The 25,129-nt window shown below is 69.6% G+C and carries 26 protein-coding genes, 1 tRNA gene and 1 pseudogene; 11 read left to right on the plus strand and 17 right to left on the minus strand.

Going from position 1 to position 25,129, the window contains the following annotated elements; translation table 11 throughout:
* Position 1: 1 nt before the first annotated feature.
* Both nbrcactino_RS05830 and nbrcactino_RS05835 read right to left on the minus strand, forming a co-directional pair.
* Positions 2-1,450 carry a cytochrome P450 gene (locus nbrcactino_RS05830; RefSeq protein WP_161926499.1) on the minus strand — a complete coding sequence of 483 codons (1,449 nt, stop codon included), beginning with the start codon at positions 1,448-1,450 and terminating at the stop codon, positions 2-4.
* Between the two features lie 44 nt (positions 1,451-1,494).
* On the minus strand, positions 1,495-1,683 hold the full coding sequence (locus nbrcactino_RS05835; RefSeq protein WP_161926500.1) for a hypothetical protein: 189 nt from the start codon (positions 1,681-1,683) through the stop codon (positions 1,495-1,497).
* Positions 1,684-1,857: 174 nt separating this feature from the next.
* Between nbrcactino_RS05835 and nbrcactino_RS05840 the strand changes: the two genes are divergently transcribed.
* Both nbrcactino_RS05840 and nbrcactino_RS05845 read left to right on the plus strand, forming a co-directional pair.
* Positions 1,858-3,099, plus strand: coding sequence for a sensor histidine kinase (locus nbrcactino_RS05840; protein ID WP_161926501.1), 1,242 nt, complete (start codon positions 1,858-1,860; stop codon positions 3,097-3,099).
* Entirely contained in the window at positions 3,089-3,787 is a 699-nt protein-coding gene (locus nbrcactino_RS05845; RefSeq protein WP_161926502.1) for a response regulator, read from the plus strand. Before nbrcactino_RS05840 ends, nbrcactino_RS05845 begins: the two co-directional genes overlap by 11 nt.
* A gap of 10 nt (positions 3,788-3,797) precedes the next feature.
* Here the strand turns inward: nbrcactino_RS05845 and nbrcactino_RS05850 are convergent, their stop codons facing one another.
* The 4 genes from nbrcactino_RS05850 to nbrcactino_RS05865 all read right to left on the minus strand — a co-directional run bounded on the left by nbrcactino_RS05850 (position 3,798) and on the right by nbrcactino_RS05865 (position 7,725).
* A complete protein-coding gene (locus tag nbrcactino_RS05850) occupies positions 3,798-4,670 on the minus strand; it encodes a DNA-3-methyladenine glycosylase family protein (protein WP_161926503.1) in 873 nt (290 codons plus the stop codon).
* A gap of 16 nt (positions 4,671-4,686) precedes the next feature.
* Positions 4,687-5,616, minus strand: a complete 930-nt coding sequence (locus tag nbrcactino_RS05855) for an LLM class F420-dependent oxidoreductase (RefSeq protein WP_161926504.1) — start codon at positions 5,614-5,616, stop codon at positions 4,687-4,689.
* Positions 5,617-5,705: 89 nt separating this feature from the next.
* On the minus strand, positions 5,706-6,272 hold the full coding sequence (locus tag nbrcactino_RS05860; protein WP_161926505.1) for a GNAT family N-acetyltransferase: 567 nt from the start codon (positions 6,270-6,272) through the stop codon (positions 5,706-5,708).
* A gap of 127 nt (positions 6,273-6,399) precedes the next feature.
* A complete protein-coding gene (locus tag nbrcactino_RS05865) occupies positions 6,400-7,725 on the minus strand; it encodes an HNH endonuclease signature motif containing protein (RefSeq protein ID WP_161926506.1) in 1,326 nt (441 codons plus the stop codon).
* A gap of 144 nt (positions 7,726-7,869) precedes the next feature.
* Here nbrcactino_RS05865 and nbrcactino_RS05870 point away from each other — a divergent pair, with 144 nt between their 5' ends.
* The 3 genes from nbrcactino_RS05870 (at position 7,870) to nbrcactino_RS05880 (ending at position 10,124) form a co-directional block, all read left to right on the plus strand.
* Positions 7,870-8,403, plus strand: coding sequence for a GNAT family N-acetyltransferase (locus tag nbrcactino_RS05870; RefSeq protein WP_161926507.1), 534 nt, complete (start codon positions 7,870-7,872; stop codon positions 8,401-8,403).
* Positions 8,404-8,498: 95 nt separating this feature from the next.
* Positions 8,499-9,266 carry a DsbA family protein gene (locus nbrcactino_RS05875; RefSeq protein ID WP_161926508.1) on the plus strand — a complete coding sequence of 256 codons (768 nt, stop codon included), beginning with the start codon at positions 8,499-8,501 and terminating at the stop codon, positions 9,264-9,266.
* A 3-nt stretch (positions 9,267-9,269) separates the two neighbouring features.
* Positions 9,270-10,124 carry a cytochrome c biogenesis CcdA family protein gene (locus tag nbrcactino_RS05880; protein ID WP_161926509.1) on the plus strand — a complete coding sequence of 285 codons (855 nt, stop codon included), beginning with the start codon at positions 9,270-9,272 and terminating at the stop codon, positions 10,122-10,124.
* A 29-nt stretch (positions 10,125-10,153) separates the two neighbouring features.
* Here nbrcactino_RS05880 and nbrcactino_RS05885 read toward each other — a convergent pair whose 3' ends face one another.
* The 8 genes and pseudogenes from nbrcactino_RS05885 to nbrcactino_RS05920 all read right to left on the minus strand — a co-directional run bounded on the left by nbrcactino_RS05885 (position 10,154) and on the right by nbrcactino_RS05920 (position 15,379).
* A complete protein-coding gene (locus nbrcactino_RS05885) occupies positions 10,154-11,020 on the minus strand; it encodes a hypothetical protein (protein WP_161926510.1) in 867 nt (288 codons plus the stop codon).
* Positions 11,021-11,196: 176 nt separating this feature from the next.
* Positions 11,197-11,619 carry a TipAS antibiotic-recognition domain-containing protein gene (locus tag nbrcactino_RS18125; RefSeq protein ID WP_228460698.1) on the minus strand — a complete coding sequence of 141 codons (423 nt, stop codon included), beginning with the start codon at positions 11,617-11,619 and terminating at the stop codon, positions 11,197-11,199.
* 158 nt (positions 11,620-11,777) lie between these two features.
* Positions 11,778-12,782 carry an IS481 family transposase gene (locus nbrcactino_RS05895; protein WP_161925515.1) on the minus strand — a complete coding sequence of 335 codons (1,005 nt, stop codon included), beginning with the start codon at positions 12,780-12,782 and terminating at the stop codon, positions 11,778-11,780.
* 93 nt (positions 12,783-12,875) lie between these two features.
* A pseudogene (locus nbrcactino_RS05900) lies at positions 12,876-13,061 on the minus strand (MerR family transcriptional regulator); the annotation flags it as partial.
* A gap of 75 nt (positions 13,062-13,136) precedes the next feature.
* A tRNA-Leu gene (locus nbrcactino_RS05905) sits at positions 13,137-13,210 on the minus strand.
* Positions 13,211-13,215: 5 nt separating this feature from the next.
* Positions 13,216-13,947, minus strand: coding sequence for a pirin family protein (locus tag nbrcactino_RS05910; RefSeq protein WP_161926512.1), 732 nt, complete (start codon positions 13,945-13,947; stop codon positions 13,216-13,218).
* Positions 13,944-14,402 carry a MarR family winged helix-turn-helix transcriptional regulator gene (locus nbrcactino_RS05915; RefSeq protein ID WP_161926513.1) on the minus strand — a complete coding sequence of 153 codons (459 nt, stop codon included), beginning with the start codon at positions 14,400-14,402 and terminating at the stop codon, positions 13,944-13,946. Before nbrcactino_RS05915 ends, nbrcactino_RS05910 begins: the two co-directional genes overlap by 4 nt.
* Before the next feature lie 5 nt (positions 14,403-14,407).
* Positions 14,408-15,379: a pirin family protein gene (locus nbrcactino_RS05920; RefSeq protein WP_161926514.1), complete on the minus strand. Its 972-nt coding sequence runs from the start codon at positions 15,377-15,379 to the stop codon at positions 14,408-14,410.
* A gap of 135 nt (positions 15,380-15,514) precedes the next feature.
* Between nbrcactino_RS05920 and nbrcactino_RS05925 the strand changes: the two genes are divergently transcribed.
* Together nbrcactino_RS05925 and nbrcactino_RS05930 are read left to right on the plus strand one after the other, a co-directional pair.
* Positions 15,515-16,423 (plus strand): helix-turn-helix domain-containing protein, encoded by a 909-nt coding sequence (locus nbrcactino_RS05925; protein WP_161926515.1) that lies wholly within the window; start codon positions 15,515-15,517, stop codon positions 16,421-16,423.
* Between the two features lie 2 nt (positions 16,424-16,425).
* Positions 16,426-17,007: a dihydrofolate reductase family protein gene (locus tag nbrcactino_RS05930; protein ID WP_161926516.1), complete on the plus strand. Its 582-nt coding sequence runs from the start codon at positions 16,426-16,428 to the stop codon at positions 17,005-17,007.
* Here the strand turns inward: nbrcactino_RS05930 and nbrcactino_RS05935 are convergent.
* The gene (locus nbrcactino_RS05935) at positions 16,931-18,325 is read right to left on the minus strand and encodes an LLM class flavin-dependent oxidoreductase (RefSeq protein WP_161926517.1); all 1,395 of its coding nucleotides are present in this window, start codon (positions 18,323-18,325) and stop codon (positions 16,931-16,933) included. The genes nbrcactino_RS05930 and nbrcactino_RS05935 overlap by 77 nt on opposite strands.
* A 166-nt stretch (positions 18,326-18,491) precedes the next feature.
* Here nbrcactino_RS05935 and nbrcactino_RS05940 point away from each other — a divergent pair, with 166 nt between their 5' ends.
* The 4 genes from nbrcactino_RS05940 (at position 18,492) to nbrcactino_RS05955 (ending at position 22,796) form a co-directional block, all read left to right on the plus strand.
* Positions 18,492-19,337, plus strand: coding sequence for a LysR family transcriptional regulator (locus nbrcactino_RS05940; protein WP_161926518.1), 846 nt, complete (start codon positions 18,492-18,494; stop codon positions 19,335-19,337).
* Between the two features lie 198 nt (positions 19,338-19,535).
* Positions 19,536-20,798, plus strand: a complete 1,263-nt coding sequence (locus nbrcactino_RS05945; RefSeq protein WP_161926519.1) for an acyl-CoA dehydrogenase family protein — start codon at positions 19,536-19,538, stop codon at positions 20,796-20,798.
* A 45-nt stretch (positions 20,799-20,843) separates the two neighbouring features.
* Positions 20,844-22,022 carry an acyl-CoA dehydrogenase family protein gene (locus tag nbrcactino_RS05950; protein WP_161926520.1) on the plus strand — a complete coding sequence of 393 codons (1,179 nt, stop codon included), beginning with the start codon at positions 20,844-20,846 and terminating at the stop codon, positions 22,020-22,022.
* A gap of 36 nt (positions 22,023-22,058) precedes the next feature.
* Positions 22,059-22,796, plus strand: a complete 738-nt coding sequence (locus nbrcactino_RS05955; RefSeq protein ID WP_161926521.1) for a dienelactone hydrolase family protein — start codon at positions 22,059-22,061, stop codon at positions 22,794-22,796.
* Here nbrcactino_RS05955 and nbrcactino_RS05960 read toward each other — a convergent pair.
* Both nbrcactino_RS05960 and nbrcactino_RS05965 read right to left on the minus strand, forming a co-directional pair.
* On the minus strand, positions 22,793-23,917 hold the full coding sequence (locus tag nbrcactino_RS05960) for an Rv3169 family protein (RefSeq protein ID WP_161926522.1): 1,125 nt from the start codon (positions 23,915-23,917) through the stop codon (positions 22,793-22,795). The genes nbrcactino_RS05955 and nbrcactino_RS05960 overlap by 4 nt on opposite strands.
* Complete coding sequence (locus tag nbrcactino_RS05965) at positions 23,914-25,062, minus strand: phosphotransferase family protein (protein ID WP_161926523.1); 1,149 nt, start codon at positions 25,060-25,062, stop codon at positions 23,914-23,916. Before nbrcactino_RS05965 ends, nbrcactino_RS05960 begins: the two co-directional genes overlap by 4 nt.
* Positions 25,063-25,129: the final 67 nt, after the last annotated feature.

The raw sequence follows: 25,129 nt of genomic DNA on the forward strand, positions 1-25,129 counted from the left end.
CTCAGGTAATCGAGTCGGCGATCACGACGCCGCCGCGACCGGGGATCATCGTCACGTTGCGGTGGCGGGGTTTCTCCGCCGGTGATTCGTGGGTGCGCAGTTCGACGCGGCGCAGGATGGTTCCGACGACGGTGCGCAGCTCCGCCATCGCCAACGGCGCGCCCAGGCAGCGGCGGATTCCGCCGCCGAAGGGCATGAGCTCGTAGGGGTTGACCCGGACGCCGAGGAACCGCTCCGGCGCGAAGGCGAACGGGTCCGGGTACAGGTCGTCGCGGTGGTGCAGCAGCAGGATGCTGACCAGTGCGATGACGTCGGGTCCGACCGTCGATCCGCTGAAGTCGAACGGCGCCAACAACTCTCGCGCGACGATGGGGACCACCGGGCGCACCCGCATCGACTCGTTCAGCAATGCCTCGAGGTAGGCCTCGTCGTCGTTGGCCGCCGCGCGGCGCGCGGTCCGGTACACCCCGGGATGACGGGTCAACCGCTCGAAGGTCCAGGCCACCGTGTTCGCCGTGGTCTCGTGCCCGGCCAGGACCAGGGTCATCAGCTCGTCGCGGATCTCGGTGTCCGACAACGGGTTTCCCTCAGTGTCCCGGGCGCTGAGCAGCAGCGACAGGATATCGTCGCGCAGCCCGGCCTCGCCCTGGGCGCGCCGCTCGGACAGCACGCGGTAGATGGTGCGGTCCACCCGGCTCAGGATCAGTTTGAGGAGGCCGACGGGGTCTTCGTAGCGCATGTTGACGACTTGGGACAGCGTGGCCACCGGGGTGGTGGACAACCGCAACAGTCGGAGGATCTCCTTCCGCATGCGGCGTTCGGCGTCGGAGGCCTCGTCCGGGTGGGGAAGGCCGAAGACGGCCGACATGATGACGTCGAGGGTGATCCGTTGGGCGATGTCGGCCAACGCGACGGGTTTGCCGACCGGCCAGGCCGCCAACCCGTCCTCGGTGGCCCGCTCGATGCCGGCCTGGTAGTTCGCGACGGACCTCCCGTGGAACCGCGGCAACAGGAGTGCCCGCTGCTGCTTGTGCCGTTCGCCGATGGAGGTGAGGACCGATTGGCGGCCCACGATCGGCGCGAGCGGCGACTGGTGGGTGGCCGACGGGGCGACGGACTCGTCGGCGGTCATCAGTGTCTTGATGTGCGCCGGGTCGAACAGCACCACGGCCGGCCCCGGGCCGCCGGCGAGGTCGAAGTGCAGCGCATCCCCGCCCGGGGTGCCGGCCGAGCGGGCCGCCGCGGCGAACAGGGTGTCGCCCTGATGGGTGACGAACCGCAGCGAGTCCGAATACGCGCCCAGGGGGCGGAGTCGGCGCCCGCTGACGAGCGCGACAGGCGCGGCAGGCCCGTCATCGGCGGCCTCGCCGATGCCCGATCGGGCGCCGGGCGGGGCGAGGTGCCAATGGGGAACGGCGAGCGTGGGCGGTGCGGTCATCGTGCGAGTCATCAAGGGTCCCTTCCCGGTTTTGATGGTAGTGCGCTGGGTGCTGCTCAGGCGGCGTGCTGGTGCGGATCGGTGGCGAGGGCCCGGCGGGCCTCGTTGCGGCGGGCCTCGATCCGGCGCTCGCGCTCTGCGAGGGCGTCGGCGAACTCGCGGGAGCGGAAGTCCAGGCCGTGGGAGAAGTCGTGCAGCACCAGCGCGACGGTGATGGCGACAGTGGTGATGACGAGGTAGATCATGGCGTACTCCTTCGGTTGTTGTACCCGGCGGGAGTCGGGGTGACATCAACGCTATGGGGGAGATCGGCGCAGGTCAGCGGCCTCGAGGTGGAACTTGTTGCCCGTCTCGGGGTGGAGGCGGTCTCCGACCGTAGACGGAGGCGGCGGGCCGGTCCGCCGACTACGATTACCGGGATGGGTTGGCTGTTCGAGCGCTATCGGCTGATGTTTGCCAAGTTGGGCTACGACTACCCGCCGCGTTACATGCTGATCGCGGATCTGGGCCAGGCGTTCTTCTGCCTGTTCGCCGTCGGACAGCGGCTGGTTTCCGGCCCCACCGGGTGGCAGTGGGCCGCGCTGGGCGGTGCCGTCGCTCTGTGCTTTAGCCCCATCGTGGCGTCGGTGGTCCACCCGCACAAGATCGTGGTGGGCCTGCTCTCGGGGTACTACATCGGTGCCGTGATCCTGTTCTGGTTGGTGCCCGTCCACGGTGACGTGTCGCCGTTGCTCCTGGTGGTGGGTGCGACGATGTTGGCCGCGGTCATGCCGTTCCGCCCGGCGTGGCTGTTTTCGCTGTTGTTCGCCGCGACGGCCGCCGGTGGGGCGGTGGCCGGGGTCGTGGACCAGGGTGGCTTGATCGTCTTGATGGTGGGGTTCGGCACCTGCGTCGGCCAGTTGTTGCAGCAGCAGTTGAAGGCGATGGAGGCCGAACATCAGGCCCGGTCGCGACAGCAGGTCGTGGAACGCGCCGGCATTGCGGGCGAGGTGCACGACGTCGTCGCCCACTCGTTGAGCATCGTGCTGCTCAACGTCACCGCCGCGCGCCGGGCCCTGGAGGCGGGGCGCGACGAGGACGGGGTGGTCGCGGCCGGCGATGTCGACGAGGCCGTCGAGGCCCTGCGCGACGCCGAGACCCAGGGCCGCGAGGCGATGGGGGATGTGCGCCGCACCATCGAACTCTTGCGCTCCGACGGCACGCCGGACACGGCCCAGCCGGGCCTGGCCGACCTGGACCGGCTGGTGGCCGGGTTCCGTCGGGCGGGCTCCCAAATCCGGTATCGCTTCGATCCGCCGGCGGCGAACCTGACCAGTGCCACCGAACTCGCGGTGTACCGCGTGGTGCAGGAGTCGTTGAGCAATGCCTGCCGCCACGTGCCCGGTGTTGCCGTCGCGGTGGGCGTCGGCCCGCGGGAGGCCGGTGGTTTCGGTGTGCGCGTGACCAATCCAGCAGGGTCGAAGTCATCGGGGCGCGGGGGTTCGGGGCTGGGAGGCTCGGGGCTGGGGGTCTCGGGGATGCGGTCGCGGGTGGAGAACCTGGGCGGTGAGTTCCGGGCCGGGGTCGTCGACGGGCAGTGGGTGGTGGACGCGGTCTTCGCCGCGGTGCCGACGACGGACAGTGTGTGCGCGAAGATCGAGGGGGTGCTCGGTGGACGCTGAGCCGATTCGGGTCGTTCTCGTCGACGACCAGGAACTGGTCCGATCCGGCCTTCGGCGGATCCTGCGCCGGCGCGACGGTTTTGAGATCGTCGGCGAGTGTGGCGACGGTGACGAGCTGCCCGCGGCGGTGGCGGCCCATGACCCGGACGTGGTGGTGATGGATCTGCGGATGAAGCGGGTCTCCGGGATGGCGGCGACCCGGACGCTGCGCGCCGCCGACACCGACGGCCGCGTCGGCCCGCCGGTGTTGGTGCTCACCACGTTTCGGGACGAGGAACTGCTGTCCGAGGCGCTGCGCGCGGGTGCGGCCGGGTTCGTCCTGAAGGATTCGCCGGCCGAGGAGTTGATCCGCGCGGTCCGCCTGGTCGCGGCCGGTGAGGCGGTACTCGACCCGGCCGTCACCGGGCGGGTGCTCGACACCTACCGGTCCTCGTCGGCACCCGTCGCCGTCGGTGACGGCGCCAAAGCCCTCGACCGACTCACCGCGCGCGAGCGCACCGTGTTGGAACTGATCGGGCGGGGTCTGAGCAACGACGAGATCGCCGCGGAGCTGGTCATCTCGGTGGTCACCGTGAAGAGCCACGTCGGAAAGATCTTCCGGGCGTTGGCGGTGCGCGACCGGGCGGCCGCCGTCGTCTTCGCCTTCGACCACGGGGTGGTCGCGCCGCGCAACGGTGGTGGTGGTTAGACCGGGGTGGTCAGAAGTCGCGGTAGTCGCGCACCGAGACCCGCGGCCCGCGCCGGGGCGGCCGGGTTCCGTAGCGCTCGCAGAGTCGCACCACGCGGCCCCGTTGGCCGCGGAAGGGTTCGAGTAGATCGAGCATCCCGGCATCGTCGACGGGTTCGCCGATGAGGGTCTGGCCGACCACCGACGGGAGATGGAAGTCGCCGACGGGGACGGCGTCGGGGTCGCCGATGGCGCGGCGGCGGACTTCGGCCGAGGTCCAGGGGCCAATCCCGCGCAGCGACGTCAGGTGGTCGATGCCGCGTTCGACGTCCATCCCGGCGGCACGCACGATGGTCCGCATGCGGACCGGCTCGGCGCCGCTGCGGCGCCATTCCCAGGACGGGATCAAGGCCCAGTCCTCCCGGCGCGGCGGGACGCGCAGCGCCGGGTCGGGGCCGGGCGCGGGTTCGCCGTGGCGCCGCAGGAGGTAGCGCCAGGCGCGCCAAGCCTCGGTCCCCACCACCTTCTGTTCCAGCACCGCCGGGACGAGGGCCTCCCACACCCGATCAGTCCGTCCCAGCCGCATCCCGACGGCCCGTTCGTGCAGCCGCCGGACCACCGGATGGTCGGTGGTCAGGTCCTCGGGATGATCGTCGGCCCCGAGCAAGGCGGGGAACCGGTCGATGAGCCACGCGGCGCCGGGACCCCAGGCGCGGGCCTCGACGGTTCCGGTACGCACCGACAGGTGCAGAGTGCCCGGGCCGTCGAGGGTGTGGGAGGTGCGCCAGAGCGATCCGTCGGCGTCGAAACGCATGGTGGGATCGCCGGTTCCGCGCCGGTGGTGTCCCGTCGTCGCGCGGACGTCGAGCGGATAGCCGGGAGTCCAGGTCCGGGTGAGTGGCACGAGCGGTGGTGCGGTGTCAGGCGAGTAGCGGGGCGATTTCCTCGGCGACCAGGTCGAGGTGATCGAGGTCGGCGAGGTCGAGCACCTGCAGGTAGACGCGCGTGGCCCCGGCGTCGCGGTATTTGATGATGGCCGCGGCGGTTTCCTCGACGGTGCCGGCCGCCCCGTTTTCGCGGAGCTCCTCGGGATCGCGGCCGATCGCGGCGGCGCGTCGTTGGAACTCGTCGTCGGTGCCGCCGCAGCACAGGACCAGGCCGACGGAGCGACGGATGCTGGCGGGGTCGCGCGCGATGGCCGCACAGGCCTGGGAGACGCGGCGGAACTGCCGGGTGACGATGTCGATCGGTTGGAATGCGACGTTGAACTCGGCCGCGTGGCGGGCCGCCAAGGCCGGTGTGCGTGTCTGACCCTGGCCGCCGATGATGATCGGCGGTGGTGACTGGACCGGCTTCGGCAGGGCGGGGGAGTCGGTGAGGGTGTAGTGGTCACCGGTGAAGGAGAAGGTCTCGTCGGCCGGCGTCGCCCACAGTCCGGAGATGATCTCGAGCTGTTCGGTGAACCTGTCGAACCGTTCCCGCACCGGCGGGAACGGGATGCCGTAGGCCTTGTGCTCGTCGTTGAACCATCCTGCACCCAGGCCGAGTTCCACACGGCCGCCACTCATCTGGTCCACCTGGGCCACCGAGATGGCCAGCGGGCCGGGCAGGCGGAACGTGGCCGAGGTGACCAGTGTGCCGAGGCGGATCCGCGAGGTGTCGCGGGCCAGCGCGGCGAGGGTTAGCCACGCGTCGGTCGGTCCCGGCAAGCCGGAGACGCCGCCCATCTTGAGGTAGTGGTCGGAGCGGAAGAAGCCGTCGAAGCCGAGCTGCTCGGCGCGGTGCGCAACCGCCAGCAGATCGTCATAGGAGGCGCCTTGCTGGGGTTCGGTGAAAATGCGGAGGTCCACGTCTCCAACCTAGCGTGATGACCTGCGGCGTGACGGGTTCGTCGGAATTGCCGGCGGGCTCATCCCTGCCGGGCTCATGCCTGGCGGGCTTATCCCTGCCGGTACATGGGCCACACCGGCGGGCCGTCCATCGGGAGGGTGATCTCGTCGACGACCTCGAAGCCGTATCGCTCGTAGAGCGGCAGGTTGGCGCGGTTGGAACTCTCCAGATAGGCCGGTCCGCTGATCTGTCCGAGCCGGTGCTCCAGCAGGGCGCTCCCGATTCCGCGACCCTGGTGGATCGCGCCGATTGTCGAGAGATACCAGTGCGGTTCCTTGGGGCGCAGCTTGGTGAACAGGGCGTCGATGGTGACGCCGCGCCGGATCCGGGTCCCGAATGTCGCCAATGCGCGGAGTCCGCTGCGCCAGTTGTCGGCACCGGGCCGGTAGCCGGGCGGATCCCAGATTGCGGCGCCCAGTTGGTGTCCGTCGTCGTCGAGGTACAGGGCCGAGCTGCCCGGCGCCCGATGGAATTCGCCGACGAATCGAAACATCGCGTCGTCGCGCTTCGGGTTGGGACCCAGGGTCCAGCGGACGACGGGGTCGTCGCGGAACGCGCGGGCCAACAGTCGGCAGGCGTCCGCCCGGTTTCCCTCATCGACGGGCACGATCGGCATGCCGTCCACCGTAGTGCGTGAGGCAGTGGTGGTCGGGCGGCCGCGCTATGAAGTTCTCAAGGTACGTGGGTGGCCCGGGGGCCGAAGGTGCTGCGCTGGTGGAATTTTCAGGTGGGTGTGGCCGGGGTTAGGCGGCGGCGTGGTCGGCGAGGGTGAGGCTGCGTCGGTTGTGGCAGCGGATCCAGTCACCTCCTTCGGGACTCTGGAACCAGGGGTGGCCGTCGAAGCCGATTTGGATGTTCCAGCCTTTGCCGTGGACATACGTGTGGTGATGCAGGCTGCACAGCAGCACGGTGTTCTTGAGGTTCGTCTCCCCGCCGTCAGCCCAATGCTGAATATGGTGGCCTTCACAGCAGGCTGGTGGTCTGCCGCAGCCGGGGAATTGGCATCCGCCGTCGCGTGCTTCTAACGCGCGGCGGAGGGTTCCGGTGACGAAGCGTTGGGTGCGTTTGGCATCTAACGGCACCGAGTCTGCGGTGATCAGCGCGGTGACTTCGGTGCTACCGCAGGCGATTTCTCGTGCGGTGTCGGCTGAGACCGAGCCGGTGAATCCCAACCGCGCGACCCGCGAGTCTCCTTCACCACCCCTACCGACCAGGACAGGCAAGGGCACGGTCATGGTGATGTGCGGGACGATTCCGCCCACCGTCGGGCGATTCCGGGAGGCCAGATAGCTGCTGACCATGGTGACCAAGGCATCAGCGGTGCGTTGCGCCCGAGTACGCGGATCCGGGGAGCCGTCGGGTGCGGGGATGGGCTTCGCGAGCGCGTCTAGCGCGGTGTGGAGTTTCTCCCCAGACAACTGGTCCAGATCGGCTTCGAGGGTCACCCGCCCCTCGTCGGTCCGGGTGATCGCTGCTTGGTTGAGCGACGGGTTGTCCGCGGGTGGTGTGCTGGGCGGATCGAGTGGTGCCAGCTCGTGGCCGAGTTCGCGGGCCTTCTCCATGACTTGGGCGGGTTGATCGATCCGGGCGTGCGCCAACAATGTCGATGTGGTCTTGTCCCGCACCTCGCTAAATCCATCAGCCCCCATGCGGGTGGAAATGTGGTCCAAGCCGCGGATCACCGCATCCGCGTGCTCGATTCCCAAGTCGCCGTCGCGGACCTCGCGCGCGAGGTTCGGCAGATCATCCAGGTGCTGGGCCAGCCGAGCGACCCGGTTGATGGCGGCCGGCGCCAACGGCAGCTCCCGCAACAGATCGCGGCCGCTCTTCAACCGGTGCCGTACCGGGATACCGATGGCCTCGGCGCGAGCCGTCGCAGCGGCCAAGAGATAGGAGGCGACGTTGCCCATCCGCACCGCGGTGACCATCACCCCCAACAAGGCCTTGTCATCGACAATCGTCTCAGCCGACGACAACAACGCACCCAGGCCGGTCCCGGATTCGACCGCCGTCGGCGCCAAATCATCGGCCAGCTCGGCGACGATGCCAGCAAGTTCGTCGTGGTTCATGAGACCCCCCAGGTCCGGATTCGCATCATGGTGTGCGACCCGGTTAGAAACTATGTGCTGATCTGCTTTCAATTACATAGTAATCCTATATTGTGGGTCTGACAAGACGTTGACCTGCTCAAACGTCGGGGTTAGCCTCGACGTATGGCTGGCAGCCGGGTGATCCTCCGACGTGCGTCGATCGACGATGTTCCGGTGTTGGAACGCTGGGATCTCGAGCCGCACGTGATCGCGTGTATCACCGACGATCCGACGGCGACCACAGCGTTCGATGGGACAGCGTGGACCGAAGAAATCGCCGGGGCCAGTGAGGTCAGCTATCACCTCATAGCAGAGGTTGACGGCCATCCGATCGGGGCCATGCAAATCATCGACCCGCAGCTCGAATCCACTCACTATTGGGGCGATGTCGGGCCCAACCTTCGTGCCGTCGACATCTGGATCGGCGAACCAGACATGTTGGGCCGCGGTTACGGCACCGAGATGATGACCCAGGCCGTTGACGACGCATTTGCCGATCCGGCAATCGTCGCCATCATCATTGACCCGTTGGCCTCCAACACCGATGCGCACCGGTTCTATCAGCGCCTGGGCTTCGTGCCGGTCGGGCGCCAGGTGTTCGGCGAGGACGACTGTCTCGTGCACCGCTTGGACCGCGCCTCGTGGACAGCGCGGTGAACGGGCGAGTCGCCGGCGGCTGATATCCCTGGGTGATCCGGCCCGACTGGCCCAGCCGATTGGCGTCGAGCCGCGATACCCGATAAGTGTGGGGTATGGATGACACCACGGGCGGCTGGAAGCGTGAATCGGACTTCTCCCGACGCAAGCGGTTGATCATCATCGTTGCGGTGGTCGTCGCGGTCTTCGGGGCACTCGTCGTCGTCGCATCAATCACGCAGCGCAGCGGCGAGCCGGCGGCGGGACCCGCGTCGTCGACGGCTCCGAGCAGCGCCGCTGCGGGGCCGCGACCCGACGAACTGCAGATGGTGCGCCGCGACCCGAAGGACCCGATGGCGATGGGGGATATCGATGCCCCAGTCGTCCTCGTCCTGTGGACCGACCTGCGCTGTCCCTTCTGTGCCGTGTTCAACCGCGAGGTGCTGCCGCAGATCGAGAGGGAGTACATCCAGACCGGCAAGATCCGGCTGGAGGTGACCGACGTCGCCTTCTTCGGGGAGCAGTCGGAGAAGGCGGGAGCCGCGGCGGCGGCGGCCGGCCGACAGGGGAAGTACTTCGCTTTCATCAAGGCCGTCTACGGCGAGGCGCCAGAGAAGGGGCATCCCGACCTCCCGCGCGAGCGCCTCGTCTATTTCGCCAAGAAGGCCGGCGTGCCGGACATGGCCCGGTTCGAGAAAGACCTCGACGACGAGAAGCTGGTCGTCGACGTGCAGGCGGCCACTGCCGAGGCCCAGCAGCTCACCGTGTCGAGTGTCCCGTTCTTCGTCGCCGGGCGATCGGCGCTGGCCGGTGCACAACCGATCGAAACCTTCCGCAAGTATCTCGATGACGCGGTGCGGACCGCGGCGAAGCAACCGCGCTGACTGATGGAACTCGGCCTCCTCGGCGCCTTTCTCGGCGGCATCCTCACGTTGCTCAGCCCGTGCTCGGTGATGCTGTTGCCGGCGTTCTTCTCTTACGCGTTCAGCAGTACGGGAATGTTGGTCGCGCGGACCGGCGTCTTCTACCTCGGACTCATCACCACCCTGGTCCCGTTGGGGATCTTGGCCGGGACGCTCGGCTCCTTTGTCACCGAGCACCGGTCGACGTTCGTCACCGTGGCGGCCTGGGTGGTCGTCGCGCTCGGCGCGGCGATGGTCGTCGGGATCCCGCTGCCGAGCTTTTCGGCGACGACGGGTTCGTCGGGGACTTCGACGGTGGCGGTCTACGCGCTCGGCACGGTATACGGTCTTGCCGGGGTCTGCGCCGGGCCGCTACTCGGCGCCGCCCTGACCTATGCGGCCTTGGGTGGGAACGCCGTGCTCGGCGGCATCACGCTGATGGTCTTTGCCGCCGGGATGGTGGTGCCGTTGCTGGTGCTGGCCGTGGTCTGGGATCGGCTGCCGGTGGTGGCCCGGCTCGTGCGGCCCCGCGAGGTCCGTATCGGCCGCTGGCACAACACGATCACGATGATCGTCGGGGGAGTGTTGACCATCGGGGTCGGCATCCTGCTGCTCGTCACCGACGGGTCGGCCTCGGTGGGCGGCATCGTCGGTGCGACCGATCAGTTCCGGCTGGAATCGTGGATCATGCGCACGACCGCGGGCGTCTCCAATGTGGCGGTCCTACTCGTCGCGGTCGTTCTGGTGGGTGGCGGGTGGCTCGTGTCGCGGGCCGTCCGGCGGACCGGGCACGGGCGTGAGAGACGCCCAGACGACGGTGGGCCCGCCACCTTTCGGTGACGGGCCCACGGCCGGATTGCGATTTGCGATCAGTTCTGCGGCAGGAACTGCTTGCCCCACTCGCGGACACCGGCGAGCTCCGGACGGGTGCTCGCAGCCTTGTCGGCGGCGTTGATGATGTTCTTCACCGTCGTGTCCTTGGTGATGTCGGTCAGCACCTTGGGGGCGGCAACGCCCTGGTCGGTGGTGGCGACACGCTTGGCCGCGGCGGCCTGCTTCGGGGCCGGGACGTGCGACGACGCGTAGGAAGCGCCGATCGCCGCACCGACTCCGCCGCCGATGGCAGCACCGATACCGGCGCCGATGACGGCTCCGATCAGCGGTGCGGCGATCGTCGTGACCGGGGCCGCGATCACGATCGCCAGCGGCAGGAGAACAGCGCAGGCGACGCCCGCCGGGGGAAGGACGCCAGTTCCGGCGGCGCAGGCTGCGGCGACACCGGCGCCGATCAACGTGGTGGCAATGACGCCGATGACCGGAGCGGCGACCGCGCCGCCGATGAAGCCGATGACACCTCCGGCCACGCCGCCGATGATGGCGCCGACACCGGCGGACTGGCCGATGACCTCCGGCGAGGCCACCTCGTGGCGGCCGGGGATCGCGTCGAGTGCGCCGGCCGGGAGCGCCGGCGTCGGCAGGGCCGACGTCGCCGCGACGGGCGACACGTGCCACACGATCGGAGCGTCGGCGCGCAGAAGGTGGGTCGGCACGATGGCGGCCGATGTGGTCGTCGACGCGTGGGCCGGCGTCGTGGTGGCTGCATTGGTCGCGGCCGGAACCGCGGTGGCGAGAGCCGCCGTCAGTGCGACACCGGCAAGGCCGGCCCCGGATACTCGTCGGCCCCACCCGTGGCGCGGTTCAATGACTGAATCCGCTTTCTTAATCCCCGACTTCATGGTATTCCTCTCCCTTTTGCCATTGTTGGCGCGTTGAATGTATGGCGGGGGAGAGGCGCTTCGCACGCTGGAATGACCCGATGTGTCGAGAATCACAATAGGGCCTCGGAATGCCCTGGGTAACAAGGCCTTCCGGCTTATTTATGCGAGTTTAACAATACGTTACGAAATGGCGCCTAATGGGTTCGCTCAAGGTAAGCGAGGAGCGCGTCTCGGACGAATGACGCGCCCTCGACGCCGCCGTAATTGGCCGCGAACCGCTCATCAGCGACGTAGCCCTCGGCCAGGGCGCGCACGTAGGCCACCAGGTCGCCGTCCGGTTCGGCGGCCGGAGTACCCGGAATGCCACGGAGCCAGTCGATGTGGCGGTGTGCGAGGTCCTGCGCCGCCGGCGAGTCGGGAGTGATCTCCGCGGCCTCCGCGGCGGCGGTCCAGTCCTGGGCGAGTTGCTCGACCCGAGCCTGCCAGGCACGGCGCTCCTCGTCGCTCATGCCTCGGTACCAAGCGTCGGAGCGTGCGTAGGCGTCCTTCCCCCAGCGTTGCTCGACCTCATCCTTGTACTGGGTGTGGTCGAAACCGTCGAACATGGTCTCTGCCATGAGTTCTTCACCTTCTCTCAGTGTGTTGATGGTGTGCTCGACCGCAGCGATCTGCCGGGCGAGTCGGTCCTGTTCTTGCCGTAGCAGCGACAGATGGGTGGTCAGTGCCGATGCCTCGTCGCACTCTTGGGCGAGCACGTCGGCGATCTGCGGCAGCCCTAGCTGTACTTCCCCGTGAGGTTGTGTACGCGGTCTGAGGGGACTTGGCCGCCGATCCCGGTGTGGGGTCGGTGGTGATTGTAGTGGTGGAGCCATGCGGTGTAGGCGGCTTCTCGTTCGGCTTCGCTGGCATAGGGTTTCGCGTAGGCCCATTCGGCGGCCAGGGTCCGGTTGAAGCGTTCGACCTTCCCGTTCGTCTGTGGCCGGTAGGGCTTGGTCTTCTTGTGTTTGATCCCGGCGTCGGCCAGTGCTTCGGCGAACATCGTTGAGCGGTAGCAGGAGCCGTTGTCGGTCATCACTGCGGTCACCCTCACGCCGTGCTCGGCGAAGAACGCGTTCGCCCGCCGCCAGAAGCCGGCCGCGGTCTCCTTGCGTTCGTCATCAAGGATCTCCGAGTACGCCACCCGGGAGTGGTCATCGACGGCGTGGTGTAGGTAGCGGTAGCCACGCGAGCCCGGTGCTCCCGAGCGTGCTGCCCGGTCGCGGGCCACACCGGCGGTACGGTCGGCGGCCGATCCGCGACCATGCACACGCCAGCCGCCGCCGTCGGGGATTCGGCCTTGTTTCTTGATGTCGACGTGCACGAGCTGGCCGGGCCGGCCGACCTCGTACCGTTTCGGTTTCGGTCTGCGTACCGGCAGTCCGGTGGCCTGGTCGATATTGGCCAGCAGCGGCATCTGATAGCGGTCGAGGACCCGGCCGACCGTCGAACGCGGGATACCCAGGTGATAGGCGATCCGATGCGGGCCCCACCGGCGCGTGTACCGCAGGCAGATGATCCGCCGTTCGGTGCGGCGGGGCAGCCGGGCCGGTGAACGGGCGGGTCGGGAACTGCGGTCGGTCAGCACCTGGCCGGCGCGGTAGCGGTCGGCCCACCGCTTGGCTGTGGCCGGTGAACACTGGAACCGTTCGGCAGCGCGCCGCAGTGACCAGCCCTGGTCCACCACGAGTGAAGCAAGACGTCGACGCCCCTCCGGCGTCAAAGGTGCGTTAGCGTGAGTCACGAAGACCTCCGTGGCTAGATGGTGAGTGTGGTAACCCACATCCTGCCCGGAGGTCTTCGTCTTACCTCAGATGTTCACAACGTGTCGGGGAAGTACACCTAGCCCGAGCTCGCGCAGCAGCAGCACCCGCTGCAACCGCACGAGCGCGTGCTCGTCGTAGTAGCGGTAGCCGTTGCTGCCGATGCGGCTGGGCGGCACCAGGCCGAGCTCGTCGTAGTGACGAAGGGTACGGCTGGTGGTGCTGACGAGCCGGGCTATCTGCTGGATCGACCACTCCATGCCCGCCACGCTAAAGGTTCTCGTTGCGTCAATGTCAAACGAAAAACGCGAGCGAGCCGGCAGGAATGTATACGGTGCCCCCAGTCGGACTCGAACCGACACTGTGCCGGTTTTAAGCCGGCTGCCTCTGCCAATTGGGCTATGGGGGCGCGGCTTACGACGATACCGGGCTGGCGTGCATCTCCCAGTAGAGCAGTTCGGTGGGTTCGACGGCGGTGACCTCCGTCGCCGGGGCGTCGGTGAAGCGCACCGCATCGCCGCCGGTGAGCTCGGCGTCGACGCCGGCGACACTCAGCCGTCCGTCGGGCACGTAGAGGTGTCCGAAGGGGGCGCCCGGCAGCGTCACGCGCTGGCCCGACTTCAGTCGGGCGATGTAGAGCGAGGCGTAGCGATTGTTGATGGTCACCGCGGGGTCGGTACCGGGTCGGCCGGAGGCAGCCAGCACCAACTCGCCGTCGGCGAGGCGCGCGGCCAGATCGGCCTCGGAGTAGCTCGGCGGCAGTCCGGGGGTGTCGGGCAGCAGCCACATCTGGACGACCCGCGTCGGGGTCCGCGACGAGCGGGGCATGGCGTTCTGCTCGCTGTGCGAGATCCCGGTGCCGGTGGTCATCCGCTGGATGTGGCCGGGGCGCAGGATCCCGCTGTTGCCCTGCGAGTCGCGGTGCTCGACCGCGCCCTGCAAGACCCACGAGAGGATCTCGGCCTCGGAGTGTTGGTGGCGGTCGAACCCCTCGCCCGGATCGATCGTGTCGTCGTTGTGGGCGATCAGCACGCCGTGGGCGTTGCCCACCAGGTCGTAGTTGCCGGTGGCGGGGAAGGACTGCCAGGAGTCGAGCCACTCGTTGTTCCAATGGTGGCGCTGCGCGCCGGGATGCACGGTGATCATGGTCGTTCCTCGGTGGTCGGTCGGCGGGTGTCGCCCAGCCGCGCGAGAATCGCGGCGAGCGCTCGCCCGTCGTCGGGGGTCAGTTTGTCGATGAAGATCTGCTTGACGAGAGCGAGGTGGTCGTCGGCGGCGGTGCGCAACGTCGTCATCCCGGTCTCGGTCAGGCAGGCGAAGTTGCCACGGCGGTCGCTGTCGTCGCGCTGGCGGCGCACCAGGTCGGCCCGGGCGAGCTTGTCGATCTGATACGACAGGCGCGACGACGAGAAGACCATCGCGTCGGCGATCTCGCTCATCCGCAACCGGTGGTGCGGTGCGTGCGACAGCAGCAGGAGCACCTGGTAATCGGCCAGGGTCAAACCGTGGCGCCGGCGCAGATCCTCGTCGAGTCGAGTCTGGATCTGCGCCGACGTCTCGATGAACGGCTGCCAGGCGGCCCACCGGGGGTCGGTGCCCATCGGCGTCAGCGGACCGTGTGCGGCATGATCGCGTCCGGCGGGATCTGGCCCAGGCGCCCGGCCTGGTAGTCCTCGATGGCCTCGACCAACTGCTGGCGGGTGTTCATCACGAACGGCCCGTACGCGACGACCGGTTCGCGGATGGGGCGCCCACCCAGGAACAGGACCTCCAACGCGGGCCGGTTCGAGTCCTGGGTGGCCTCGGCGGCGACGGTGATCGCGTCCCCGGAACCCAGCACCGCGAGCTGTCCCTGGCGGATGGGTCGGCCCTCGGCCCCGACCGTGCCGCGCCCGGACAGGACGTAGACCAGTCCGTTGAAGTCGGACCGCCACGGCACCGTCACGCTCGCGCCCGGTTCAACGGTCGCGTGCGCCAAGGTGATCGGAGTGTGGGTGGCTCCGGGTCCGTGGTGGCCGTCGATCTCGCCCGCGATCACGCGGATGAGCGCGCCGCCGTCGGGGGAGGTCACCAGGGCCAACCCCTCGCCCTCGAGGTTCTGGTACTTCGGCGTCAGGAACTTGTCGGCCGCCGGCAGGTTGACCCACAACTGGATGCCGTGGAACAGCCCACCCGATTCGACGAGCTCGGCCGGTGGGGTCTCGATGTGCAGAATGCCCGACCCGGCGGTCATCCACTGGGTGGCGCCGTTCTCGATGAGCCCGCCGCCGCCGGTGGAGTCCTGGTGCTGGAACCGGCCGTCGATCATGTACGTCACGGTTTCGAACCCGCGGTGCGGGTGCCAGGACGTGCCCTTGGGTTCGCCGGGCTCGTAGTCGACCTCGCCCATCTGGTCCATGTGGATGAAGGGGTCGAGGTCGGCGCTGCTCACCCCGGCGAAGGCGCGCACGACGGGGAATCCCTCGCCCTCGTAGCCGCGCGGGCCGGTGGTGATGGTCTTGACGGTTCGCGACACCGTTTCCAGGCCCGGTTCACGCAGCCGGGGCAGGGTCAGGGTGTCGGCGGTGATGGCTGGCATGACCGGTCTCCTTCGGTTCTCGCTGAGAATAGCTCAAATTTGAACTATCTGCTTCCTGCAACCACGCTGCGGTCCGGGCTATTCCCGGCAAGAACGGTCAAGCACCCGACCCGCCGGACGGTCAGACTGAAACCCATGACCTCCGCGAACCGCGACCGGCTGCGCGAACTCCTCGACGCCGTCCTCGACGAGGGGAACCACTCCCTGACGCAGATGGCCGACGACGCCTACGCCTCGCCGTTCCACTTCTCCCGACAACTGGCCGCGGGTGCGGGGGAGGCCCCGGTGGCGATGCGGCGCCGCGTCATGCTCGAACGCGCCGCCTGGCAGCTGCGCCAAGGCAGCACGGTGACCGATGCCGCCTGGGCGGCGGGCTACTCCTCGGTGGAGGGATTCTCCCGCGCATTCGCCCGCGCCTTCGGGCATCCGCCGAGCACGCCGTCGGCGTCGCACTGGCTCCCCGCGCCCAACGGGATCCACTTCCACCCACCCATGTCGCTGTGGGTCCGAGCCGAGGAATCCGCCATGAACCCGTTGACCGAACAGCTCATCGGCCACGACCTCGACGAGACGCGCGAGCTGCTCGACCTGGCCAAGCAGGTCCACGACGAGCAGTACCGGCGCACCATCCTGGCTGACCACACCGTGGCGGAATGGGAGGGGCCGGAGGGATCGCTGTGCGAGGTCCTGACCCGGCTCGTTTTCGCCAAGGAGGTCTGGTTGGCCGCGATCGAGGGAACCGACTTCCCGGCGCCGGCCCCCGACGACCCGGCCTCTTTGATCGAACGGCACGACGCGGTGGCGCCGCGCTGGCTGGCCGTCGTGCGCGACATCGACAGCCGTGGGGCGTGGGAGGACCGCATCGTCGACGCCTTGTGCGAGCCGCCGGAGAGCTTCGTGGTCGGCGGCATCGTCGCGCACATCCTGACCTTTGCCGCCGCCCGCCGCCACCTCGCCCGACACCTGCTCGCCGTCGCCGGCGTGACCCCCGGCGACGGCGATCCGATCACCTGGGCCCGCCGCGTGCGGGGAGAGGAAACCTGACCATGACGACCGTCCGCTACTACACCGCGACGACCCTCGACGGCTTCCTGGCCGACCCCGACGATTCGTTGGACTGGCTGCTGCGCCAGCCACAGGAGGACGGTGGATTCGGCTCGTATGCGGAGTTCATCGCCGGCGTCGGTGCCCTGGTCATGGGCTCGACCACCTACGAATGGGTCCTGGCCCACCTCGCCTCGACCGGTGAGGCGTGGTTCTACGACATGCCCACCTGGGTGATGACCAGCCGCCGACTCGACGCGGTCCCCGGTGCCGACATCCGGTTCGCCTCGGGCGGTGTCGTGCCGGTCCACGAGCAGATGGTGGCGGCCGCCGACGGGCGGGACCTGTGGATCGTGGGCGGGGGCGACCTCGCGGGTCAGTTCGCCGACGCCGGACTCCTCGACGAGATCGTGGTGTCGATCGCACCGGTCACCCTCGGGTCCGGGCGGCCGCTGCTGCCGCGCCGCTACGACTTGGCGCTGCTCGACACCGGGCGCAACGGCGCCTTCATCGGTGCCCGGTACCGATTCGTCGGTCCGCTCGCGGAAGATCGGAGCGCGGGGGATTGGAGCGGGCCCGGGTGAACCGGTTCTCCGGCACGCGCAGACCGAGGTGCTCGCGCAGGGTCGTGCCGGTGTAGTCGCGTCGGAACAGGCCCCGGTCGACGAGGATCGGCACCACCTGCTCGGTGAAGTCGGTGAGACCGCCCGGGAAGTACGGCGGCATCACGTTGAACCCGTCGGCACCGCCGCGCAGGAACCATTCGGCCAGTTCGTCGGCGACGCGTTCGGGGGTACCCGCGATGACCCGGTGACCGCGGGCCCCGGCCAACCGGTGCAGCAGGGTGCGCAGCGTCGGCTTGTCCCGTTCGACGATGCCGGCCACCACCTGACGGCGGGAGCGGCGGTTGTCGGTCACGTCGCCGGCGTCGGCGAACAACGACGCCGGCACCGGGGCGTCGAGGTCCAGGCCGCTCACGTCCTCACCGGTGATCGACGCGATCTGGCGGATGCCGTAGGCGGGCACGGTCAACTCGTTGAACCGCTGTTCCAACTCGTCGGCCTCGCGCTGGGTGGAACCGATGAACGGGCTGATCCCGGGGAGGATCAGCACCTGATCGGGATCGCGATCACGCTGTGCGGCTTGGGCTTTGACCGCCGAATAGAACCGCCGCGCGTCGGCCAGGGTGCGCTGCGCGGTGAAGATCACCTCGGCGTGCGCGGCGGCGAAATCACGGCCCTCGTTGGAGGCGCCGGCCTGGACGAGGACCGGCTGGCCCTGCGGGGTGCGCGGCACGTTGAGCGGGCCGGATGAGGCGAGGAGCCGGCCCCGGATGTCGACGCGGTGGATCTTGTCCGGGTCGGCGTAGCGGCCGGCCGCCTTGTCGAGCAGGACCGCCTCCTCCTCCCAGCTGTCCCAGAGGGCCGTCACGATGTCGACGAACTCGCGGGCCCGCTCGTAGCGATCCGTCGGATCGGGGTGGTCGACGCCGAAGTTCGGGCCGGCCGCCGCGGAATCGGTGGTGACGATGTTCCAGCCCGCGCGCCCGTGCGACAGGTGGTCGAGGGAGGCGAAGGCGCGCGCGAGGTTGTACGGCTGCGAATAGGTCGTCGAGGCGGTGGCGATCAGGCCGATCCGTTCGGTGACCGAGGCGATCGCCATCAGGGTGAGGAGCGGGTCGAGCCGCCCGGCGGCGTTGAACTCGACGGCGCCGTTGAGGCTCGGGCTGTCGGCGAAGAAGACCGCGTCGAACTTGGCGGCCTCGGCGGCCAGCGCGATCTGCTGGTAGTAGTCGGCGTCGTAGATCCGCTCCGGCTGCGACTTGTCGTAGCGCCAGGCCGCCTCGTGGTGGCCGGGCGGAAAGATGAACGCGTTCAACGCCATCTGGCGGCGGGCACTCATCGCACCGCACCGCTGGCCGCGACCGGGAGACAGGGGTGCCAATGCTGCATGACCGCCGACGATAGGCCTGCTCGCGCCGGGCGTACACGAAAGAATCAACGCAATCCTGACCGGGCGCCCGGGCCCGGGGCAGCGCTACGGTGACACGCGAACCAGGGAGTGCGTCATGGCCGAATTGTTGAATCTGGCGCATCTCGCCACGCTCGCGGCCGTCGTCGACCACGGCGGCTTCACCCGCGCGGCGCGGGCATTGCGGCTGAGTCAGTCGACGGTGAGCCAGCACATCAATCTGCTCGAGCAGCGGCTCGGAACCGAACTGGTGGTGCGCGACGCACGCGGAGTCGCGCTGACCGAGGACGGGCAACAACTGCTCGACGACGGGCGGGCGCTGCTGGCCGGCCACGACGCCCTCGTGCGCCGGTTCGACGCGCGGCGCAACCCGCAGATCGCCATCGGCGCCACCGAGCACGCTGCCGACAGCCTGCTGCCGCGGATCATCTCCACGGTCCGCGACGCCTACCCGGATCGTCGGGTGACGTTCACCCTGGACCGGTCGCCGCAACTGGTCGAGGCCGTCGGCGCCGGCCGGCTCGACCTCGCGCTCACCCTCGCGTTGGCCGGCGACGCCCCCGGCGAACGCGTCGGCTCCCTCGCCCTGCGCTGGTTGGCGGCACCGGGTCTCGGCCCGGCCGCCCCCGGTGACCCGGTCAACCTGGTCGCCTTCGACGGGTCGTGCGGCATCCGCGAACTCGCCGTCGCCCGGCTGCGGCGCAGCGGCCACAACGCCGACATCGCGGTGCAGGCGGCCACCCTCGACGGTGTCGTCACCGCGGCCCGGGCCGGGCTCGGCGTCGCCCTGCTGCCGGTGTCGCTGGCGGTACCCGAGGGGCTGTCCGAGCTGGCCGACCTGCCCGACGCCGGCCGCGTCGGGGTCAACCTGGTCGCCCGCCGCGGGATCGACGCCCGCCTCGCGGCCACCGCCGGTGCCGCGGTCGCCTCCCTGCTGGATTAGCAGCCGCGGTGCTCCTTTGCGCCTCGGTGACCCCAACGTGCCGGTGGTCCCGGGCACCCGGTCTGACCTGCACCGTCGTCCTCCCATCGGAGAACCCGATGGGGGTCATCGGAAATCATCGTTGGCCGTCACGGCCGGTGGGTTCCTAGCGTCGTCGGCACATCCGCACCACCACGACCACTGCACCTGGAGGACACCATGACCGTTTCGACCCCCACCCCCGACCTGGCTTCCGCCCCAGGTCCGTTCGAGTCCGAGCCCGACTGGAGTGCCGAAGGGGTGCCGTCCGACCGCGCCGGTTGGGTCGCCCGGGCCAAGGCGGTCGCGGCCCTCGTCGCGACCACCAGCCTCGCCCGCGACACCGCCGCGGCCGACCCGGTCGAGGAGATCGCGCTCGTCAAGCGCGCTGGGCTCCTCGGGCTGCAGGGCCCGGTGGCGCACGGCGGCGGCGACGCCGACTGGGCCACCGTCCTCGACGTCGTCGCCGAGTTCGCCAAGGTGGAGGGTTCGCTGGCGAACATCCTCGGCTGGCACTACGCGTACTTCTGGCTGTTCCGCTCCTTCGGCACGCCGGCGCAGCGCGAGCGCTGGGAGCGCGAGGTGACCGAGCAGCGGCTGCTGCTGGCCGGCATCGCCAACTTCCGCGACGACCCGATCGGCGCCCGCGACGAGGGCGACCACCTCGTCCTGCACGGCGGCAAGCAGTTCAACACCGGGCTCCCGGTCTCCGACCGCGTCGTCATCGGCGTGGCGATCGAGGGCACCTCCGACGTGTTCTTCGTCCTCGCCGACAGCCACGACCCCGGCGTGATCTACGGCAATGACTGGGACACCCTCGGGCAGCGGTCCACCGGCAGCGGCAGCGCCCGCGTCGAAGGCGTGGTGGTGCCGTGGACCGACGCGATCGGCTTCGACGACAAGCAGTTCGTCCCGCAGAACGCCAACCTCTCCCCGGGCCTCACCTCGCAGACGCTGATGCCCACGTTCTACCTCTCCCTCGCCCGCGGCGCCCTCGACCGGGCCGTGGACTACGTGCAGAAGCACTCGCGGTCGTGGCTGCACTCGGAGTACGAGCGGGCCGTCGACGAGCCGCACGTGGTGGACGGATTCGGCGGGCTGCAGGCACACCTGCTGGCCGCCGAGGCACTGTTGCGCGACGCCTCCGCGCAGGTCAGTGCCGCCCTCGACGACCCGAACTCGCTCACCCCGGAGAGCCGCGCCGAACTCGCCGCGCTGCTGTCGGCGGTGAAGACGGTGGCCGTCGAGGTGGGCATCGAGGTCACGACGACGGTGTTCGAGCTGGTCGGGGCGCGGGCCACCGCGCGCCGCTACGAGCTCGACCGGTTCTGGCGCGACCTGCGGACCCAGAGCCTGCACGACCCGGTCGCCTACAAGCGGCGCCAGGTGGGCGCCTACCTGCTGCGCGGCGAGCACCCGCTGGCCGTCGACTGGTACTCGTGAGCCCGCGCCGAGCCGCCGACGATTGACGACTGGAGGAACACACCGATGACCATCACCGCACCGCCGCGGGCCGGATTCACCCTCGACGAGGGTCTCCTCGCCCGCATCGAGGAACGGGCCGAGGCCGCCGACCGGGCCGGCGCCTTCTTCACCGAGGACTTCGAGGAGCTGCGCGACGCCGGCTACTACCGGGCCCCGGTGCCGGTCGAACTCGGCGGCCCCGGCCTCTCGTTGGCCGAGCTCGCCCGGTGGCACCGCCGCATCGCCTACCGGTCCACCGCGACCGCCCTGGCGTCGGGCATGCACCTGTTCTGGGTGGGTGCCGCGGCCGACCGATACCGGGCCGGCGACGAGTCGGTGGCCTGGATCCTCGAAGCGGTCCGCGACGGTGCGATCATCGCCGCCGGGCACTCCGAGAGCGGTAACGACCTCGGGTTGGGCGGGTCGACGACCGACGCGGAGCCCGACGGTGCCGGTGGTTACCGGTTCACCGGGCACAAGCACTTCACGTCGCTGTCGCCGGTGTGGACCCTGCTCGGCGTGCACGGCCGCGACACCTCCGATCCCGAGGCGATCGTGCACGGGTTCATCCGCCGCGACGACCCCGGGGTGGTGGTGAAGGACAACTGGGACACCTTCGCGTTGCGCGCCACCCGCAGCGACGACACGGTCCTCGACGGCGCGCACTCGCCGGCGGAGAAGATCCTCGCCGTCGTCGGTCCGGGCCGTCCGGGTAGCGACTACCTCGGGTCGGTGGGGGCGTGGGCGCTGGTGCTGACGTCGAACGTGTACCTCGCCCTCGGCCAGCGCGCGCTCGACATCGCGGTCGCCTCGGCCGCCGGTCGGGCGTCGGCGAAACTGGGTGGCGAGCCGCGCCTGGCCGACCCGTTCATCCAAGCGGTGCTCGCCGACGCGGTCATCGAGCTCGACGGGATCGAGGCGCACGTCGACGCCGCGGCGGCGCGCTGGACCGACAACCCGGTGGGCGACGCGGCCTGGGGCCGGCGCCTGCAATCGGCCAAATTCCACGCGACCACCGGGGCGAAACGGGTCGTCGACCTGAGCCTGCAGGTCGTCGGCGGCCGGGCGCTGCACCACGGCTCGGTCATCGAGCGGCTCTACCGGGACGTCGCCGCCGGGCAGTTCCACAACCCCACCCCCGACACGGTTCGGCGCACACTGGGGTCACCCGAGGCGCTCGACCGTGCCAACTTCGACCGCTGACCGCGCTCGACCGATCAGAGAAGGAACACCACAACCATGACCGACACCACCGATGATTTGCGCGGCCGCGCGATCGACTCCGACGACAGCGAGCACAACGTCACCTTCGACAGCGGCGGGCGGACGGTGCACGGCTTCCTCAAGCTGCCGCCCTCGGGCAGCGGCCCGGGGATCATCGTCATCCAGGAATGGTGGGGCCTGACCACCCACATCGCCGACCTCACCCGGCGGTTCGCCGCCGAGGGCTTCGTCGCACTGGCACCCGACCTGTTCGGCGGGCGCACCACCCACGATTCGGCCGAGGCGGCCGGACTCCTCGAGGCGCTGCCGGTCGAGCAGGCGGCGGCGGACCTGTCCGGTGCCGTCGACTATCTGCTCGAGCGGTCCGAGGTCGTCGGTGACGCCGTCTCGGCGGTCGGCTTCTGCATGGGCGGCGGCTTCGTCCTGGCGCTCGCCGCGCAACAGGGCGACCGCATCGCCAAGGCGGTGCCGTTCTACGGCCTGCCGCGGGTGCCGCAGGACTATTCGAAGCTGAGCGCGCAAGTCCTGGGCCACTATGCGGAAACCGACGAGTGGCTCGACCGCGCCGACATCGACGCGGTGGCCGCGGCGATCGAGGAGCAGACCGGGCAGCGGGTCGACTTCCGCTTCTACCCGGCCGGGCACGCCTTCCTCAACGACGAGAACCTGCTGGGCACCTACGACGCCGAGCAGGCCGACCTCGCGTGGCGCCGCACCGTCGAGTTCCTCCATGACGGGAGCACGCCGGACTAGGGTGCGACGGCACCCCAGTCGGCAAACCCGGACGGGTCGTGGCGACCGAAGCTGGCGTGCTCGAACATGCCCCAGCCCTCCCGTTCGGTGCCGTCGGCTTCCCGGCACACCGCGTGCCCGACGTGGTCGATGACGCCGAACGGGATGCGCCCGGCGACCGCGGGATCGTCGAGGTCGTAGGTGACGCGCGCGGCGAAGCCGTCGCCGCGCCACTGTCCGTGGGACCAATCGGGGTCGCCGCCGTAACCGCCGCCGACGTGCAGCGGGGTGCCCAACGTGCCGTCGACCTCGATGGTCACCGGCGACCCGTCGGCCGCGGTCGCGTCGATCGTCGCCCCGGTCGGGCGCCGGGTTCCCGACCGGTAGTGGATGCGCACCCGCGGCCAGCCGAGTTGTTCGACGCGCCCGTCGCGCCAGATGCGCGTGCAGTCGTTGAGGGTGCGAAAGCCCGACGGGTCCTCCTGGATGATGAGCACCATGCCGAAGTCGTCGAAGGCCATCGGCACGTACAGCCACCACATCCCCTCGAACGGCGGGTCCGCGGGCCGGCCGGCCGGCTCGGCCTCGCCGACCGGGCGGATGCCCCACGACCGGTCGCGCGTCCCGATCCACGTCGCCGGGTCGACGGTGAACTCGTCGTCGTCGACGACGAGCCGGCCGGACCAAGATCCGACCTGGGCGAACCGCTGGGCATCGAGGGTCACCCGGGTGCCCTGGCGCATCAGATGGCGCTGCTCCTGCACGACGTCGAACAACCCGGTCCAGGTCAGCTCGGCGGCGATGCCATCGGTCTCGGCCAGGGTGACCCGCAGCGACTTCAGCGGATCGACGACCTCGATCGCCAACGGCCCGACGCGCTGATGGAGCCGGTCGTCGTCCATCGCGGCGGACAGCTGGACCGCGGTCTGGGTATCGGTCTCGCCGCCGCGGTGGACGAGGAGGAAGGCATCCTTCACCCCGAGGACGGGGTAGTAGCCGACACCGATGACGACGAAGATCTCACCGCTGCGATCGTGGGCGCACAGGTAGGAGCGGTCGTAGAAGTTGCGGTCGGAGGTGGTCGGCCAGGCGATCGGCAGCGGCGCCTGGTGGATCGGGAACTCGTCTGCGGGGGTGATCACCGGTTCTCACCCACCCCGTCCCAGTAGGTGCCCTCGATCATCGCCGTCAGGGTGGCCCGGTTGAGGATCTTGTCGTCGGGGTCGGCCGGTTCGGGTGCCTGGCCGAAATCGACGGCGCGGCACTGAACGCGGAACAGGATGATCGAGTAGTAGAGCGTGGCGTAGGCGATATAGAAGTCCATGTCGCGCAACCCGACTCCGGACGCCTCGGCATAGGCGGCCTCCACCTCAGAGCGGCGCCAGAAGGTGGGCAGCCCGGGCAGGCCGGCGAGTTCGGCGATGTCTTGGAAGAAGCGGTGCAGTGCGATGCCCCAGGCCACGTCGAGTTCGCGCGGGGCCCGGCCCGCCATCTCCCAGTCGAGGATCGCGACCGGGCGGAAGTCTTGGTAGATGACGTTGCCGATGCGGGCGTCGCCCCAGATCAGCACCTCGTCGTCGGTGTCCGGCATGGTGTCGTGTGCCCACCGCAGCGCCCGCTCGAGCAGCGGCGAACCGGCGTGGTCGCGCGTGGTCCACCGGTAGAACTCGTCGAGGCGCCGCACCTGTGCGCCCAGCGCCGTCTCGCCGGCGGCCGGCGGTTCGACGAGTTCGGTCGGGATCGGGGCCGCGTGGATCGCGGCGAGTGCGGCGATGGTCTCGCGCTGCAGGCGCTGCCGGTCGGCCTCGTCCGCCGCGGTCAACCACGATTCGAAGGTGTAGGGCAAGACGTCGGGTGGGATCTGACCGTCGACCCGGCCCATCACGATGAACGGGTGGCCGATGACGTCGGGGGAGGGCTCGCTCCAATAGAGCGGCGGTATCGGGACCGCGGTGGTGTCCGCGACGTGCGCCATGAGACGGAACTGGTTGTCCAGGTCGTAGCCGGCGAAGACGGGGTCGCTGTCGGGCGAGGGCGCCACGCGCGCGACCAGGTGGTGGGGCTGTCCACCCCACTCGGCGTCGACGAGAACCGTTTCGCTGGACATGCCGTTCCCGTCCGGCGGATGCAGGGCGGTGATGACCGTCGGCGTGCCCGCGCGCGTGGTGAGCCAGTCGGTCAGCGCCGGGATGATCGCCTCGGCGTCGAGGCGCGACGCCGAGGGGCGGGCGAGTTCGGCGGAGTTTTCGGGGATTGCTTCGGGGGCGGTGTCTGTCGGGTCGGCCACGCCCCGAGTAGACCACGCGTCACCGCCGCGCGGGACCGGTTCGGTCGGGGTCGTCGGGCAATCCGGC

The sequence above is a fragment of the Gordonia crocea genome (assembly GCF_009932435.1).
Classification (GTDB): domain Bacteria; phylum Actinomycetota; class Actinomycetes; order Mycobacteriales; family Mycobacteriaceae; genus Gordonia; species Gordonia crocea.